Origin of the sequence: Gemmatimonas aurantiaca T-27, assembly GCF_000010305.1 — a bacterium.
GTDB classification, from domain to species: Bacteria; Gemmatimonadota; Gemmatimonadetes; order Gemmatimonadales; family Gemmatimonadaceae; genus Gemmatimonas; species Gemmatimonas aurantiaca.
Map to the genome: position 1 here is coordinate 2,001,843 of NC_012489.1, position 16,141 is coordinate 2,017,983.

Consider the following 16,141-nt stretch of genomic DNA (forward strand, 5'->3'; position numbering starts at 1 on the left):
TCGATCAGCCTTGTCGGCCGGCTCGATCCGCGCGATCGGCGACCACACGGTCGAGAATGGCGCCGATTTCCTGCTCCAGCTCTTCGTAGGTCGCGCGATACACATCGAGATTGCCGCCGAATGGATCGCTCACGGGACGCGCTTCGTGTCCTGTGTAGGCCGTGAGCATCCAGGAACGGCCGGCGCCACCCAGCGCTTCCACCCGATCGAGGTGATGCGGCCCCATCGTGAGGATCAGATCAGCGCCACCGACAATCTCCGGTGCGAGTGCACGCGCACGATGGCCACCCAACTCGACACCGTGTTCGAGCGCGACCAACAGCGCCCCATCGGACGCCGACGCCCCGGGCCAGGCACTGGTGCCCGCGCTGGACACGGTGAGGTCGGGGATACCACGCTGCGCCACCAGGTGACGCGCTATGGCCTCGGCCATCGGACTCCGGCAGGTGTTGCCCGTGCAGACGAAGAGCAGGTGCATCAGGTATCTCCAATGAGATCAGCGACACAGGTGCGCAACAGCGGCGCCGGCAAAGCCCCAGGACGAATCACGCGCGCGCGCCGCCCAGTGCAATCCACCACCGTGGACGAATCCGATGGGGCCAACCGTCCACCATCGAGCACCCGCAGGGTGCCACGATGAATCTCGGCGGGCCACTGCGTCACGATTTCCGACGCCGTCATCGCCGGGGGCACGCGCGGACGGTTGGCACTCGTGCTGGTAATGGGTTCGCCATACGCGGTCAGCAACCGTTGCAGACCCGGGTGCGGTGTCCATCGCACGGCGACGCCCCCCTCAGGTCCACGCGCACGTGCCGGCACACGTTGATCTCCGCCGCGCAGCACGAGGGTGAGTGGCCCTGGCCAGAAACGCGCGGCCAGTTGTGCGGCGTACGTGGGCAGGTGCAGATCGAGCCGCGCCACCTGTCCGGGATCGCCGATGAGCAGCAGGAAGGGCTTGCCTGGCGGCCGGCCTTTCATGCGCACGAGCGCCTCCACCGAGTCGTGATCGACGGCGGTGCCGAAGCCATACACGGTTTCGGTGGGATAGGCGAGCACACGTCCCGCGCCGAGATGCAGGATGGTGTCCCGCAGCGACGCTTCGATCTCGGCGGGGGACCAGAACGGGGTCGCCAGTTCAGCCGGATTGATCATGCGCGAACCGTGCCGCGCGGCGACGAGGGGCTCATTCGCGCAGGATGCTGAGCGCTTCCGCGCGCGCGAAGTCGCTTTCTTCGGTGATCTTCATGCCACGCTCGCTGCCGCGCACCACCACCACCGGATATCCCAGCCGTTCAAGCAACGCGGCATCGTCGGTGGCGCCAACGCGGTCACGCCGCGCGGCCACATGTGCTTCCTCGAGCAGGACGCGCGGAAATGCCTGTGGAGTCTGCGCCCGCCACAGGTTGGTGCGATCGACCGTGCGCACGATGCGCCCGTGTTCGTCCACTTCCTTGAGCGTGTCCACGACTGGCAGTGCCGCGATCGCGCCGTGGCCTTTGCGCGCCTCGGCGATCACGCGGTCGATCGTCTCATCGGTGACGAGCGGACGGGCCGCGTCATGCACCACGGCGACGGAGACCTCTTCCGGCAGGTCCTCGAGTCCATTCACGACGCTCTCATGTCGTTCACTGCCACCCACCGAAACCAGCAGACGGTCCACATCGCACTGAAACAACCACGGCGGCGGATCGGCGGCATGCGACTTGGGCAACACCACCACCACGACCGCCACATCGGGGCGTGCCATGAAGGCCTGCACGCTGTGCAGCAACGCTGGCTTTCCCGAGACCCAGCGGAACTGCTTGAGCTCCGCGCTGCCGGTGCGTGATCCGGAGCCACCGGCCACGATCACCACGCCCACATCGCGCACGATATCGCTGGCCGGTGCGGCCTCACCGCGTGACGCGATGGCAGGCGGCGGGATGATACGCCGCGGCAGTTGCAGAGCGTCGCTCATACGGAGTGCCGTGAATCAAACATGAATCGAGAGGTCATGAGGCGTCCTTGCCGACGGTGCGCTGCAGCACATCCACCAACGTGCGCACGCCGATGACGGTGATGTCGCCCGGCACACGTCGCGGAATCGCGCGATCGGACATGAAAGCCGTGGTCATGCCGAGCTTGGCGGCTTCTGCGAGACGCCGCTCGGCCTGCGACACCGGACGTACTTCGCCGCCCAGGCCGAGTTCTCCGAGGAAGACGGCATGTGACGGCAACGGCTTGTCCACGACGCTCGACGCGAGCGCCGCCACCACGGCCAGATCGACACTGGGTTCCTGCACGCGCATGCCGCCGACCACGTTGCAGAACACATCGAGCTGGGCGCACGAAAAACCGCCGCGCTTGTCGAGCACCGCGAGCAACAAAGCCAGTCGTCGCGCATCGATACCGTTGGCTACGCGCTGCGGTGTGCCAAAACCGGCTTTGGCCGCCAGCGCCTGTACTTCCACGAGCACGGGGCGCGTGCCTTCCATGAGCGCACACACGGCACTGCCACTGGCGACCTCGCGACGATCTCCCACAAAGAGCGCCGAGGGGTTGTCGACGGGAATGAGTCCGGTGCTCACCATGCGGAACACGCCGATTTCGTCGACACTGCCAAAGCGGTTCTTTGTCGCTCGCAGTACCCGGTGGTCGAGGGTGCTGTCACCCTCGAAGTACAGCACCGTGTCGACGATGTGTTCGAGCGTCTTGGGGCCGGCGATACCGCCGCCTTTTGTCACGTGGCCGATCACGAACACCGTGGTGCCGGAGTCCTTGGCGAACCGCATGAGTCGCGCCGCGCACTCCCGCACCTGCCCCACATTGCCGGGCGCGCCTTCCAGGAGTTCCGTATGCACGGTCTGGATGGAATCGACGATCAGCGCGCGAACAGGACGTCCGTCCCCGGTGGGTTGCGCGGCGGTGGCGAGAATGGTCTCGAGCGACGTTTCGGTCAGCAGACTCACCGCACTGGCGTCTTCTGCCAGGCGTTCGGCGCGCAGGCGCACCTGCAGCGCGCTTTCTTCGCCGGATACGTACAACGTGGCCTGCCCTGCCGCCTCGAGTCGTGCCGCCACCTGCAACAGCAGCGTGCTCTTGCCGATACCGGGCTCACCCCCGACCAGCACCATGCTGCCGGGCACGATTCCACCGCCCAGCACAAAATCGAATTCATCGAGCCCGGTGCGCCACCGGGGCGTGTCCGACGACGTGACCGATCCCAGCGTGACCGTGCGCCCCGCCACACCACCGGCCGCGCGCGCGGCTGTGCGCTTGCTGGTGGTGGTCGGCGCCACGACTTCTTCAACCAGCGTATTCCACGCGCTACAGCTCTCGCACCGTCCGGCCCATTTCGGGAATTCGGCGCCGCAGTCGGTGCAGCGATAGACGGTGCGGGTCTTCGCCATCAGAACGGAGTGCCGTTGAAGTCATCCGGTCCGCGCACGAGCTTCGGTCCGCCGAACGAGCCGCCGCCGTCTCCATACTCCGGTGGTGCCTGACGGGGCGAGAAGTTGTCGAAGCGCGTGTACTGCTTGTGGAAGAACAGCCGCGCACTGCCGATCGGGCCGTTACGCTGCTTGCCGATGATGATCTCGGCGCGTCCCTCCAGCGTCGGGTCCTTGAGTCGGCCGTTCTCATCACGCTCGGCGTACACTTCCTGCCGGAAGATGAACATGATGACGTCGGCGTCCTGCTCGATGGCGCCCGACTCTCGAAGGTCGGAGAGCTGTGGACGACCCTTGTCGTCGCCGGTCCGTTGCTCAGGGGCACGGGACAACTGCGAGAGCGCCACCACCGGCACGCCCAACTCCTTCGCGAGGGCCTTGAGGCCGCGCGAAATCTGCGAGACTTCCTGCTGACGGTTTTCCACGCCGGCCGGTCCCGTCATGAGCTGCAGGTAGTCCACGATGATGAGCCCGAGATTGTGCTCGGCCTTGAGACGCCGCGACTTGGCACGCATTTCGAGCAGCGTGATGCCGGGCGTATCGTCGATGAAGATCGGTGCATGGCTCAGGATACCAGCGGCCTTCGCCAAACGTGGCATCGATTCATCGAGCGCCCTACCACCTTTACGCAACGCCTGCGCATCGATCAGCGCTTCCGACGCCAGCATACGCTGCACCAGGGATTCCTTGCTCATTTCGAGCGAGAAAAACGCCACCGGCACCTTGGCCGTGATCGCCGAGTGCTGCGCGATGTTGAGCGTGAACGCCGTCTTGCCCATCGACGGACGCGCCGCGACGATGATGAGGTCGGCCGGCTGGAACCCCGACGTCATGTGATCGAGTTCGACGAAGCCGGTGGGCACCCCGGTGATGGCCTGATCGCGCTGAGAGAGCAGCTCGAGCTTTTCCATGGCCGGCCAGAGCAGCTCCTTGATGCGCGCAAAGCCGGTGCGCTCCTTGCTCTGCCCCAGGGAGAAAATCCGTGACTCGGCGCTGTCGAGCAGATCGGTGGCCGTGATGCGCCCTTCGAACGCTTCCTGCACCACCTCGGTGCTCACTTCGATCAGGCGACGCAGCAGCGCCTTCTCCTTCACGATGCGCGCGTGGTACTCCACATTCGCGACCGTGGGCACGGCATCGAGCAGGAACGCGAGATACTCACGTCCGCCGGCGTGTTCGAGCTCCCCACGACGCTCGAGTTCATCGGCCAGCGTGAGCGGATCGACCACGCCACCGCGCTCGGTGATCGCGATCATGGCCCGGTGCAGCCGACGATGACCCTCGCGGTAGAACATCGTGTCGTCAACATGCTCCGACGCGCGCATGATGGCGTCGGCATCGAGCAGCATGGCGCCCAGCACGGCCTGCTCGGCCTCTTCGGACCAGGGTGGACGACGCTCCTTGTAGGGGTCGCGCGCGGCGGGCACCTGGCCATTGCCAGCGGGAACGAGACTGGTCATGAGCACATCAGGTCAACGGGGCTCTGCCGACGCATGGCCTGCCCCACCGTCGGCGGCAACAGCAGCGTCGAGCACGCGGCGCGCCAGCTTCACGTCTTCCCACGTGGGACGCTTCCACGACTCGTTGCGCAGCAGCGCCGCGGGGTGGTAGGTGACGATGAGGGGTACGCCATGAAAACGATGAATACGACCCCGCAGCACGCCGATGGACGTGGTGGTCTGCAGCAGGGTCTGCGCGGCGAAACGCCCGAGGGCCAGAATCACCTTGGGGCGGACGAGTTCGATCTGCCTGAGGAGATACGGCTGACACGCCTGCACTTCGTCGGGCAGCGGATCCCGATTGCCCGGTGGCCGATGCTTGAGGACGTTGCAGATGTAGACCGACTCGCGTGAGAGCTGAATCGCGCCGAGGATCTTGGTGAGCAACTGTCCGGCATCGCCGACAAAGGGGCGGCCCTGCGCATCTTCGTTCGCGCCGGGGGCCTCACCGACGCACAGAAAATCGGCCTCGGGATTGCCTTCACCGGGCACGGGGTTTTTCGCGGAGGCATGCAGTGCGCATCGCTGACACCCCGCGACATGCTGCGCGAGCTGTTCGAGCGTTGGAAGCTGCGCGATGTCCGGCGCCACTGACGTAGGCTGTGGCGCGCCGGCTTCGAGCCCGGCCGGAATGCCCAGTGCTTCGAGCCATGCCGGTAGCTGGGCGACACTCTCCGCCACGCGTCCTGCAGCGGGAGCCGTGCGCTTGACCGGCGCGGCGTCACCGGCCGTTGCCGACAGGGGTTCGGGAACGGGTGTGCCGTCGTTCCCGCTCTCTGGCTTGCGCGAGGCCGATGGGTTGAGACCCCGCAAGGCCGTGCGCCAATCGGCGCTGGCCCCCTCGTCGTACCGCACTTCGGGGAGCGGAGGGGCAAACTCCTGGGCGGCCGGTGGCGGCGCTTCGGCCGCCGGCGAACGATCAGGCAGCACCTGATAGTCGGCTGGCGCTGCCGATGCCGGTCGGCGTGTGGTGCTGCTGCGCGCAGACCCGCTGTCCGTGTTGGCTTTTGGACCCGTCGCGGTCGATTTCGCCCCGACGATGTCGAGTACCGATTCCACCGACATCCCATCGAGCACGTACTCGGACTCACCGAGTTCGCGGCGTTGCTCGAGGTACCGCCTAAGTCTGTCCCTGGCGTCCATGGTTGGCCCGTGCCCTCAGATGAACTGCAAAGATGACGGACGACGGAGAGCGGACACGGAAGGTGCGAACCGGGTGGGACAGGGGCGGAAAAGGCGCCGCGCCGAATGCGGGTCGCTTCGGCACGGCGCCTTGTACAGCGGAGCGGGAGTGATCAGCCCTGACGACGGCGCTGGGTCACCTTGTATTCGATGTCGCCGTCCGTGAGCTCTTCGAGCGCACGCGTCGTCAGCTTCTTTTCGTTCAGCGAACGATCGCGCGGGAACTCGTTGACCACGCGCGCAAACTTCGCGGCGATCAGCACGCTCAGGTACTTGTTGGTCGAGTGCTTCGTAACGTCCGTCGGCGTGAAAACCTGCATGCGTCAGTCGCCCCTGCTGAATACGTGAATTTCCTGTTCGAGCTGCGCAATGAGCGCCTCGACCTGCGCCTCGACCGCGTGCACGCGATCATGGCGCAATCCTTCCGCATCGATGATGGCACTCACCTGATCCACGGCGCGATCGAGGTTGTCGTTCACCACCACGTAGTGGTAGCGCCCCACTTCCCCCAACTCGGACCGTGCATTCCGGAGACGAACGAGCAGCCGTTCGCGACTTTCGCTCTTCCGGGCCGACAGGCGGGTCTTGAGAACCTCCCCTGATGGCGGCAGGACGAAAATCAGCACCGTATCGGGGAACGCGGCATGAAACTGACGCGCGCCCTGAACGTCGATGTCCATCAGCACGTGCTGACCGCTGGCGAGCACACGCTCCACCTCCGATCGCAACGTCCCGTAGAAATTGCCGTGTACTTCGGCCCACTCGGCGAACTCGCCCGCATCACGTGCGGTCAGGAACGCATCGGAGGTCAAAAACCGGTAATCGCGCCCGTCGACTTCTCCATCCCGGGGCGCCCTCGTCGTGCAACTAACAGAATAACCCAAATCGCTCCGCCGCTCCAGCAACCGGCGGGCAATTGTGGTCTTTCCCCCGCCAGAGGGGGCAGACAGAATGACCGGAAAGGCGCTCACTCGAGGTTCTCGACCTGTTCTCTGATCCGTTCGAGCTCCTCCTTGAGCCCAACCACCTCATGGAGGATCGCGGCGTCCGCCGCCTTGCTGCCCGTGGTATTGGCCTCGCGGAGCATCTCCTGCAGGATGAAGCCCAACCGCTTGCCCACCGGCTCCCCGGATTCCGCCAATGCGCCCCGGAAGGCGGCCAGATGGGCGTGGAACCGATCGAGCTCCTCCGCCACATCCATGCGATCCGCCAGGATGGCGATTTCCTGTGCGAGACGGGTTTCGTCCACCGCCAGGCCATCGGTCAATTCCTTGACGGAGGCCCGCAGCCGGTCCCGGTGCGCGATGATGCGCTCGGGCGCCCGGGCGGCAATGCGGCCCAGGGTGGCCTCCACCTGATCGAGGCGCTGACGCAGGACCTCCGCGAGGCGGGCGCCCTCCTCTTCCCGTGATCGGGACAGCGCATCGAGCGCGAGGCTCACGATCGCCACCAGATCGGCCGCCGTGCCCGTTTCTTCGTCATCCCGTGGGGCCGACAGGACATCGGGCATGCGCAGCACACTGGCCAGATCCACCCCACCCGTCAGGCCATACTGCTCGGTGAGGGCCTTGAGCTGGGCCGCGACCGCCGCAAACCGCGGCTCGTCGATGGCAATCGCCGTGCTGGCATGACGCTCCGATCGCACGGTCAGCGTGACATGGCCGCGGCTCACCTTCTGCCGCATGGCTTCACGCACCTCGGTTTCCCAGCGCCCAAAACTGGTCGGCAGCTTGATACTGGGCGAGAAAAACCGGTGGTTCACGGTTCGCACGTCGACGACCACGTGCAACGTGCCCATCGCTCCTTCGGCCTGTCCGAAGCCCGTCATCGATCGAATCATGTGGCGCTCATGGCTTCGGCAATGAAATGCGCTCGGCGGCATGCGTCAATCGCGCGCACCACGTCGCCGGCCCAGATCGACCGCGCGTGCCTCAGTTCCAGAACTCCCACCGCATGCCGTACATCTGCACCGCGGGCGGCATCGTGATGCCGGGGATCTGCTCGTACTGGCCGCCGGACAGGTTGCGATACTGGTAGAACAGCGTGGCTTTCTGAATGCGGATTTCGAGATGGGCCGTGGCCACCTGCGCCTTCTCCGTGACCCGAATGTCCAGAGCCTCCTCCTCACCACGCACGCCGTAGAAGAACGGCACGCCGTCCCGCATTTCATAGCTGATGCGGGCGTTGATGCCAAACTCGCCCTTGGGGAAGCGGCGGCGCCATTCGCTGTTCACGCCCAACTCCGCACGCACCGACGAAGGCGGTCGCTGAAACTGCCCGGTGTTCCAGCGCAACGACTGCACGTCGAATCGCAGGTCTTTGTACAACCGGCCGCGCGCCCCGATCAGAATGCCCTGTGCGGCCGGGGCCTCGATCAGCAGCGAGGGCAGCGTGAGCAATTCGAGATTGGCAAACCGCACGGCATCGTCCCGCAACACGCCGCCTCTGAGCCAGAGGTCCTTGTAGCGAATCGCGGCTTCGGCGCGCATCGACGTGGACGCGATGCGGCCCGTGGAATCACCCGGGGTGCGCGAGGCATACGCGGCATTCACCACGAACCAACTGTTGGGCCGGAACTGGGCCACCGCCTCTGTCCGATCCGTGGAGTCCGGACCGGAGCGTTCCACCCAACCGCCCAGTGAAAACGCGCGCCACTGCGCTGAACCACGCGCCACCGGCGCATGCAGCGTGACGCCGTTCAACGGACGGATGCGGTCGGTCAGCGACACGGCCCAGCGATTGGTGCGGTATCCCACCGCGACAACCTGCTGCGTGCGCGCGGCGATGGTGTCAGGACGTGGCAGTGCCACACCGTTGGCGTCGAGCACGGCGACAAACGAGTCGGGTTCGATCTTCACGCGCAGTGACTGCACCATCGCCTGCGACCAGAACCCCTCGAGCGTGTCCCCATATCCGACACGCACATACCCTTCGCGGTGCGCGCCCTTGTACTTCGGCAGATTCGAAAAGACCGTCGTGTCACGCGCGATATGTCGGTCACGATCACGCGAGCCGCCCTGTCCATAGGCGTCGATGCTCCACTTGCCACGCGCCCAGCCCAGACGCGTGAGGAAGAGCTGCACGCTGCCGTCACTACGCAAACGGCCGCCCGTGTTGCCATCGATGACGGACACCCGGCCGGACTGTGTGGCGACCTGCTGGCCACCGGCCTGGAACATCAATCCGTTGCGCCACCGGCGCGCGACAAACCCGCGGAACGCGTTGGTGTTGAGGTCACCCGTGAAGACATCCACGCGCGAGTACGGCGTGGTCCGTGTGGCCGCGAGAGTGCGCATCCACACCCGGATTTCTCCGGCGCCGCGTTCGATCACCAGTTCATCGAGCGTCCAGAGCGGAACCGCCACCAGGTCGGTGGCTCCGCCCCCTCGTGGATCGACGCCGTCAATTTCGATGCCGTCGACGAAGTAGCGAATACGCCGCGCATCGCCGTTGTAGGTGGCCGCATGAATGCCGGCGAGCCACCCGCTGCGAAACGTCGTCACCCCCGGCACACGATCCAGCAGATCGGTCAGGTTCAGGGCGCTCGATGACAGAATCTGATTCCGATCGAAACGCAGCGTTTCCGAGATATCGAGGGACGCCGACGGCATCTCGAAGCGCGCCACCGGCGTTTTGATCGTGTCCGCGAGCATCAACTGCCGCATGCTGTCGCTGCGCGCCAGAATACGGGCCTGCATGACCGAGTCCGGCTCGGCGGCGGCCGAATCGCGCGGCGGGATCGGTAGCGCAAGCCGGACCGAATCGCGTCGCGCCGAATCCGGGCGCACCTGCGCCATCGCCATCTGCGCCGACCCGATCACCAGGGTCAGCGCACCGACGACAACACAGCCCCACCGACGCCATGCCGCAGTGGCAACGAGCTCGGACGACATGGTTGGGTCAGGCCGGCGTGGCCAGTGATGCACCGCGAGTGCGGTCACCGACGCGTGCGGGCTCGGACGATTTCGACGAAGGTGCCCACCGGCGTGCCCGTCGGCCCCTTCGGAATCCAGCCAAGGTCCGACTGCGAGTAGGCGGTTCCGGCGACATCGAGGTGCACCCACGGATAGCCGTCGACAAATTCCTGCAGGAAGAGCGCCGCCGTGATGGAACCGGCCGCGCGACCACCCGTGTTCTTGAGATCGGCCACGTCGGACTTGATCTGCTCTTTGTAGTCTTCCCACAGTGGCAGCGCCCAGCCCGGCTCGCCCGCCGCCTGTCCGGCGTTCAGCACTTCGTCGATGGCCGCCTGTTCGTTGCCGAAGACACCAACGGCATTGTGGCCCAGTCCGATGACGATCGCACCGGTGAGGGTCGCCGCGTCGATGGCGATGGCGGGATCGAAGCGCTTCGCAAACACCAGCAGATCGGCCAGCACCAATCGACCTTCTGCATCGGTGTTGATGATCTCGATGGTCTTGCCATTGGACGCACGCACCACGTCACCCGGCTTCACCGCTTCACCCGAAGGCATGTTGGTGGTGGAACCGATGATGCCCACCACGTTCACGGGCAGCTTGAGGCGGCCGATGGTTTCCATCGCGCCCATGACACCACCGGCGCCCGACATGTCGAACTTCATCCACTCCATCTCCGGTGCCGGCTTGATGGAGATGCCACCGGTATCGAAGCACAGTCCCTTGCCGATCAACACCACGGGCTTCTGATCGGCCGGGCCACCACGGTGTTCGAGCGCGACCAGCTTGGGGTCCTGGGAGGTGCCCTGCGCCACCGAGAGGAACGATCCCATGTTCGCCGCAGCCAGTTGCTCGCGGCCCCACACAGTGAGCTGCATCCCGTGACGCTCCGCAATCTCACGCCCCACTTCAGCGAACGTATCGGGCGTGCACACATTGCCGGGCATCTGGCCGAGACGCTTGGCGATGGCTTGGCCTTCCGCCATGGCCACGCCCACGGCAAAGCCGCTTGCCGACACATCACCTGCGGGCGCAATCACCGTGATCTCGGCGACACGGGCGCGGCGATCTTTTTCCGGTGGCTGCGTCTGCAGGTCGGGGTAGCTCCAGCTCCCCGCCGCGGCCCCGATCACCAGACCTTCGACGACACTGCCATCGGTGGTGGTGTCGTCGGGCAGCAGCAGCGTGATGGCGCCCGTGCCAAGCTTGGTGGCCTGTCGCGCCGCAATGGCCGCGGCCCGGCGGGCCGTGGTGCGCGTCAGTGGCGCACTGCCACGACCCACCAGCAGCAGGCGCTGCACACCCGTCTCCCCTCCGACCAGCAGCAGCGTTTCGTCGCGCCCGCCCCGGAAATCCCGTCGCGCCAGTGAGCGTCCGATCGCGCCATGTACAAGCGCATCGAGTCCGCCGAGCGCGTCGGCAAGTGCCGGAGTCTGCATCGAGGCATCCTGCGGCAGGATCACCGCCAGGAGCGGCGTATCAACGGACGCAGCGGCCGCGTGGGAAAGCTGGAACGAAAGCGACATGGAAGTCGGGAGAAAGAGAGCCAGATGGGTATGAGCGAAGCTACTTGCGGCCCTTCGCGGCTACAACGCTGCACGGCCCATCAACGGCTGGCGCGGGGTGACTGCAGGCACCACGACAGGGCTACAACGCACAACGCCCGGTGTTCCCTTGCGGGACACCGGGCGTCGTGAAAGGCCAGTGAAACTGGGGCGGGTGGACTCGAACCACCAACCGTCCGATTAACAGTCGGATGCTCTGCCATTGAGCTACACCCCATCAGCTACTGTCCAGCAGCAACGGCCGAACAATAATCACACGGCCACTCAACGCGGCAGTCCCCCCAAGCGTTGAGATGTGCCATAGCGATCGTGGCGGCACCTGAGTACACTTGGTGCTCGTGGTCTTCGGAACGCCCGGATGGCGGAATTGGCAGACGCAGGGGACTCAAAATCCCCCGACCGCAAGGTCTTGCGAGTTCGACCCTCGCTCTGGGCATTGGCTGGACAGTTGCAAAACGAACGGGGAGCATCGGCGATCAGCCAATGCTCCCCGTTTTGCGTGACCGGTGGCTCCGTCAGCGATCGCCTGGCTCGCGCTTGCGGGGCACTTCGGAATCCCGCGGCACCTTGGTCTTGCTCGAATCGTCCATACCCATCCGCCGGCGCTGCATCTCCTGCATGCCGCGGCGCAGCTCTTCCTGCAGCCCGAAGTAGCGCACCCGCTGGATCGGCGAAAGGAACTTGGCCAGCTCCTTCTGTTCCCGCTCCATGAGATCGAGTCGACGACGCTCCAGGCCGGGCATCTGGTCGAGCAGTTCACCGACCTTGGCCTCGCTGGCCTTGTCACCCGCCATGAGCTCGCGGCGCAAGGCGATCCGCACGGTCATCTCGTCGCGACGCAATTGACGGCGTGATTCTTCGGTGCGGCTCGCCACCTCGCGAAGTTTGGCGTGCATCTCGTCCGAGAGATTGAGCCGTTGTTTCACGACTTCGTCGAGCCGCTCCTGAAATCGCCGCTCGAGATGCTCGCGCTGCATCATCTCGTCGCGGCCTGGGCGCCCGCCCTTCCCTTGCTGGCCGCCTGATGGTGGGCCACCCTGCGCGGCAAGCGCAGAGGCCGACGACAGCATCGTCACCACGGACAACAGCACGGCCAGCGTGCGCAGGAGAGCGTTCATAGAGCGCCTCCACGGGTGGCCACCAACGGCACCCCCGGCATCGGATCCGTGCTCGTCGCCCCATCCCACTGATCGAGACGGTCAAGCATGCCTTGCAACTCCTCCTCGGTGTAGTCACCAAGGTCTCCATAGGACACCGGCACATCCGGCTGCGCCGCCAATGCCGCCCTCGTGTTCAGGCCGTTCATCGCCGACAGCGATTCTGCCAGCAGCGCCGGTGTTTGCAGACTCTCCCCGGCCGCGAGCTGCGTGATGGCGGCGGTGCTGCCAGACTCGCCCCCTCGCGCCACGAGCAAGGACGTCCCTCCGGCCACCATCACCGTGATGGTCGCCGCAACCCGCCACAACGTGGGGCCACTCAGCAGGCGACGGCGCGAGCGGGCCGCGACAGACGGCGGTACCGGCTGTGCGATCGTCTCCTCGGCCTTCGTGCGTACCAACATCGGCCGCGGCGGATGCTGGTGCTCGGATTCGTGGCTGCGTGGCGGTTTTGGCAATGCCGACACGATACGCGCCATATGTGCCGCATCCAGCGACACCGCATGCGGGCGCAGCGCCCGCACGGTGCGCAGGAGCGCCACATCACCAGCGCACGCCGAACACGTCGACAGATGCATATGCACCCGCGCGCGCGCTGCATCGCTCAGCGACTCCGTCACGTAGTCCGGGAGCAGATCCTGCAGCTCCTGTGCCTGGCACTCAGTCATCGAGAAACTCCTTCACCGCGCGTATCGCGTTGTGATAGTGCACCCGGGCCGACCCTTCCGTCGTGTCGAGAATCTCTGCGATCTCCCGGTAATTCCTGCCTTCCTGTACTCGCAGCAGAAACACTTCCCGCTGCATGCGTGTCAGCCGTGCCATCGCGTCCACCACCCGCTGTGAAGCCTCATCGGCCACCAGCGAGTCGAGCGCGTCGTATTCGGTTGCCACGTGTGCATCTTCCACGGCCACCTCGTGCCCCCGTCGTGCCTGCGCGCGCCGCCGGTCGATCACCAACCGCCGTTCGATCGTGAACAACCACGTCCGAAGCGAACTGTCCGACCGGAACGACTCCAAGGCACCAAACGCGCGAATGAACGTCTCCTGCACCAGCTCGTCGATATCCTCGGTCACGCCGAGGCGTACCGCGAACCGACTCAGCGCTTCCGCATGCCGCTCCACGATGGTCGTGGCCGCCCGCTCATCTCCCGACTTCCACTGCTCGATGAGCTGACTGTCCATCGAGGGATCGTCCCGGGGATCGGCATGGATCATACGCTACCCCCCGTTTGACGGGACGAAGCGCGGGCTGTTAAGGAAGCCGCAGGGATGGGACGGGATGCACTCGTCCCCGCCGTGTAGGGGGATCCGACCGGGACCACCGGTGACGACCGAAAAAGATTGACCCTGCCGCGCAGTGGGGGCAGGTTGCGGGGTATGACCGCCATGTCTCGTCGTCGAAATCGCGTTCCCGGCATCCCAGAGATCATCGCGCATCGCGGCGCGTCGCGCGAGTGCCGGGAGAACACCTTGCAGGCGTTTGCGCGGGCCTTGGCCCTCGGCGCGGACGGCATCGAGCTGGATGTGCATGGCACACAAGACGGTGTGCTGGTCGTGCACCACGATCACGTCATCCGTTCGGCGGATGGTGCCGTCTCGATGCCCATCGCCCAGCTCGAATCGTCGGCGATTGCCGGTCTCCGGCTCACTAGCGGCGATCCGGTGCCCACCCTCGACGAGGTGCTGGAACTCGTGGGTGACCAGGCCACGGTATACGTGGAGGTGAAGGCGCCGCGTGTCGAACCGCTGGTGTCGTCCGCCATCGCGCGACACCCGCATGTGGACGTGGCTGTCCATGCGTTCGACCACCGGATTCCGGTGGACGTGCGCGCGCTCAGTCCGGGGTTGTCCATTGGACTGCTCAGCGCCTCGTATCCGCTCGATGTGCGGGCCATGCTGCTGCCGGCTGCGGCAGAGGCGTACTGGCAGCACCAGGAGCTGATCGATGAAGCACTGGTGCATGATGTCCAGGCGGCCGGCGCACGACTGATCGCGTGGACCGAAAACAGCGCGCCCCATGCGCGCCAGTTGGCGGCATGGGGCGTGGATGCCTTGTGCACGGATATCCCGGGGGAGATCCGGAGCGCTCTCGAAGGGCAATAACAAACCCCGATTGCGTAACCGCCAATCGTGAGATAGCTGGCGGCCGAGCGGTCTTACTGCTGTGGTCCTGTGCTGCCGTTCTGCGGCTCCGTCGGCGGCGGTGGTGACGCCGGGGGGGCCTCAGGAGCAGCCGCGGCCGCGGGTTCCGGTGGCATGCCTGCCGCTGCCCGGGCGTTTGCCAGCTCGGTCTCCATCCGCCGCGCTTCCGCGTCCTTCGCGCGCAGCGAGTCCATCAACCGGCTGCGGGCATCGGCATCGAGATCGCCGCCCGCTTCGACGGCCCGAAAGACCGCGTATCCCAGCGCCTCGGCAGCCTTGTCCGCCTGTTCACGAGCCCGGTAGGCGTCGATGCGCAGCTTGCCTTCGTCGAAGACGTCCTGCGCGGCTTTGCCGGCCTTGTCGATCCCCTGCTTGACTTTGTCCCAGAGCGCCATGGCTCGAATCCTCGAATGTTCGCGATGAAGGAAGACCTGCCATCCCTACGGCAGCGAGGTCCGCAAAGTTGCGGCGGCGGGTCATCCAAACACAAAAGGCAGGCGCACCGGAGTGCCCTGCCTTCTGCATCATGAAACGGACGGGCTTACGCCTCGACCACTTCCTCGATCTCGACTTCCACGTACTCGACGGGGACGACGTTGACCTTGTAAGCCTTCTTGCTCTTGTGCGCGAACTGCACGACGCCGTCGACGAGCGAGTAGATCGTGTAGTCGGTGCCCATGCCCACGTTGGAGCCCGGGTGCCACTTGGTGCCGCACTGACGCAGGATGATGTTGCCAGCCGTCACGAACTCACCGCCATACTTCTTGATTCCCCGGTACTTCGGATTGGAATCGCGGCCGTTGCGTGAGGAGCCGACGCCCTTCTTATGTGCCATGACGAATAACTCCTAAAGAAGGCAGCGCGCCGGAGGGGCGCACCGCCGGCGCTCAGCCGAGGGTGATGTCCTTGATACGGACTTCCGTGAACTTCTGCCGGTGACCCTGCTTGCGGGCGTAGTTCTTCCGGCGCTTGAACTTGAAGACGATGATTTTGTCATCGAGGCCATGCTTCACGATCTCGGCGGTGACTTTTGCGCCGGAAAGCGTGGGCACGCCCAGGCGGACCTGCTTGCCGTCGGAGCCGAGGAGGACGTCGTTGAATTCGACGGCCGTGCCGGCTTCGCCCAACAACGAGGGGATCCGAAGGCTCTTGCCCGGCTCAGCGCGGAACTGCTTGCCACCGGTGCGGATGATCGCGTAGCTCATGGTTCTGTCCAAGTGATATCGTTCCAAACGTAGCCTAGAAGCTTAT

At 65.5% G+C, this 16,141-nt stretch carries 18 protein-coding genes and 2 tRNA genes; 2 read left to right on the forward strand and 18 right to left on the reverse strand.

All coding sequences use genetic code 11. The features are described from left to right. Positions 1-4 precede the first annotated feature (4 nt). From GAU_RS08625 to GAU_RS08680, 12 genes are all read right to left on the reverse strand, one after another. Entirely contained in the window at positions 5-478 is a 474-nt protein-coding gene (locus GAU_RS08625) for a low molecular weight protein arginine phosphatase (protein WP_012683171.1), read from the reverse strand. Further along, positions 478-1,152, reverse strand: coding sequence for an L-threonylcarbamoyladenylate synthase (locus GAU_RS08630; RefSeq protein ID WP_012683172.1), 675 nt, complete (start codon positions 1,150-1,152; stop codon positions 478-480). Before GAU_RS08630 ends, GAU_RS08625 begins: the two co-directional genes overlap by 1 nt. A 31-nt stretch (positions 1,153-1,183) precedes the next feature. Then, entirely contained in the window at positions 1,184-1,957 is a 774-nt protein-coding gene (gene ispD, locus GAU_RS08635; RefSeq protein ID WP_012683173.1) for a 2-C-methyl-D-erythritol 4-phosphate cytidylyltransferase, read from the reverse strand. 34 nt (positions 1,958-1,991) lie between these two features. Beyond that, positions 1,992-3,389 carry a DNA repair protein RadA gene (gene radA / locus GAU_RS08640; protein ID WP_012683174.1) on the reverse strand — a complete coding sequence of 466 codons (1,398 nt, stop codon included), beginning with the start codon at positions 3,387-3,389 and terminating at the stop codon, positions 1,992-1,994. Next, a complete protein-coding gene (dnaB, locus tag GAU_RS08645) occupies positions 3,389-4,888 on the reverse strand; it encodes a replicative DNA helicase (protein WP_083765549.1) in 1,500 nt (499 codons plus the stop codon). The genes radA and dnaB overlap by 1 nt, the downstream gene beginning before the upstream one ends. Positions 4,889-4,900: 12 nt before the next feature. Next, positions 4,901-6,070, reverse strand: a complete 1,170-nt coding sequence (locus GAU_RS20700; protein ID WP_052574328.1) for a uracil-DNA glycosylase — start codon at positions 6,068-6,070, stop codon at positions 4,901-4,903. A gap of 152 nt (positions 6,071-6,222) precedes the next feature. Then, positions 6,223-6,429, reverse strand: a complete 207-nt coding sequence (locus tag GAU_RS08655; protein WP_012683177.1) for a DNA-directed RNA polymerase subunit omega — start codon at positions 6,427-6,429, stop codon at positions 6,223-6,225. A 3-nt stretch (positions 6,430-6,432) separates the two neighbouring features. Then, a complete protein-coding gene (gene gmk, locus GAU_RS08660; RefSeq protein ID WP_012683178.1) occupies positions 6,433-7,080 on the reverse strand; it encodes a guanylate kinase in 648 nt (215 codons plus the stop codon). Further along, positions 7,077-7,949, reverse strand: a complete 873-nt coding sequence (locus GAU_RS08665; RefSeq protein WP_012683179.1) for a YicC/YloC family endoribonuclease — start codon at positions 7,947-7,949, stop codon at positions 7,077-7,079. The genes gmk and GAU_RS08665 overlap by 4 nt, the downstream gene beginning before the upstream one ends. 91 nt (positions 7,950-8,040) lie before the next feature. Then, positions 8,041-10,002, reverse strand: a complete 1,962-nt coding sequence (locus tag GAU_RS08670; RefSeq protein ID WP_012683180.1) for a TonB-dependent receptor plug domain-containing protein — start codon at positions 10,000-10,002, stop codon at positions 8,041-8,043. Between the two features lie 44 nt (positions 10,003-10,046). Beyond that, positions 10,047-11,552 (reverse strand): leucyl aminopeptidase, encoded by a 1,506-nt coding sequence (locus GAU_RS08675; RefSeq protein ID WP_012683181.1) that lies wholly within the window; start codon positions 11,550-11,552, stop codon positions 10,047-10,049. Between the two features lie 184 nt (positions 11,553-11,736). Then, a tRNA-Asn gene (locus GAU_RS08680) sits at positions 11,737-11,808 on the reverse strand. Between the two features lie 135 nt (positions 11,809-11,943). Between GAU_RS08680 and GAU_RS08685 the strand changes: the two genes are divergently transcribed. Then, positions 11,944-12,027 (forward strand) — tRNA-Leu (locus GAU_RS08685). A 79-nt stretch (positions 12,028-12,106) separates the two neighbouring features. Here GAU_RS08685 and GAU_RS08690 read toward each other — a convergent pair. From GAU_RS08690 to GAU_RS08700, 3 genes are read right to left on the reverse strand one after another with little or no spacing between them, the layout of a single operon-like run. Continuing rightward, the gene (locus tag GAU_RS08690; RefSeq protein WP_012683182.1) at positions 12,107-12,709 is read right to left on the reverse strand and encodes a Spy/CpxP family protein refolding chaperone; all 603 of its coding nucleotides are present in this window, start codon (positions 12,707-12,709) and stop codon (positions 12,107-12,109) included. Beyond that, the gene (locus tag GAU_RS08695) at positions 12,706-13,416 is read right to left on the reverse strand and encodes a zf-HC2 domain-containing protein (RefSeq protein ID WP_012683183.1); all 711 of its coding nucleotides are present in this window, start codon (positions 13,414-13,416) and stop codon (positions 12,706-12,708) included. The genes GAU_RS08690 and GAU_RS08695 overlap by 4 nt, the downstream gene beginning before the upstream one ends. Continuing rightward, entirely contained in the window at positions 13,409-13,930 is a 522-nt protein-coding gene (locus GAU_RS08700) for an RNA polymerase sigma factor (RefSeq protein ID WP_169307638.1), read from the reverse strand. The genes GAU_RS08695 and GAU_RS08700 overlap by 8 nt, the downstream gene beginning before the upstream one ends. 204 nt (positions 13,931-14,134) lie before the next feature. Here GAU_RS08700 and GAU_RS08705 point away from each other — a divergent pair, with 204 nt between their 5' ends. After that, positions 14,135-14,851, forward strand: coding sequence for a glycerophosphodiester phosphodiesterase (locus GAU_RS08705; protein WP_012683185.1), 717 nt, complete (start codon positions 14,135-14,137; stop codon positions 14,849-14,851). A 53-nt stretch (positions 14,852-14,904) separates the two neighbouring features. Here GAU_RS08705 and GAU_RS08710 read toward each other — a convergent pair whose 3' ends face one another. The 3 genes from GAU_RS08710 to rplU all read right to left on the reverse strand — a co-directional run bounded on the left by GAU_RS08710 (position 14,905) and on the right by rplU (position 16,095). Further along, positions 14,905-15,285, reverse strand: coding sequence for a hypothetical protein (locus tag GAU_RS08710; protein ID WP_012683186.1), 381 nt, complete (start codon positions 15,283-15,285; stop codon positions 14,905-14,907). 146 nt (positions 15,286-15,431) lie between these two features. Continuing rightward, positions 15,432-15,725 (reverse strand): 50S ribosomal protein L27, encoded by a 294-nt coding sequence (rpmA, locus tag GAU_RS08715; RefSeq protein ID WP_012683187.1) that lies wholly within the window; start codon positions 15,723-15,725, stop codon positions 15,432-15,434. A 52-nt stretch (positions 15,726-15,777) separates the two neighbouring features. Continuing rightward, on the reverse strand, positions 15,778-16,095 hold the full coding sequence (gene rplU / locus GAU_RS08720) for a 50S ribosomal protein L21 (protein ID WP_012683188.1): 318 nt from the start codon (positions 16,093-16,095) through the stop codon (positions 15,778-15,780). Positions 16,096-16,141 lie beyond the last annotated feature (46 nt).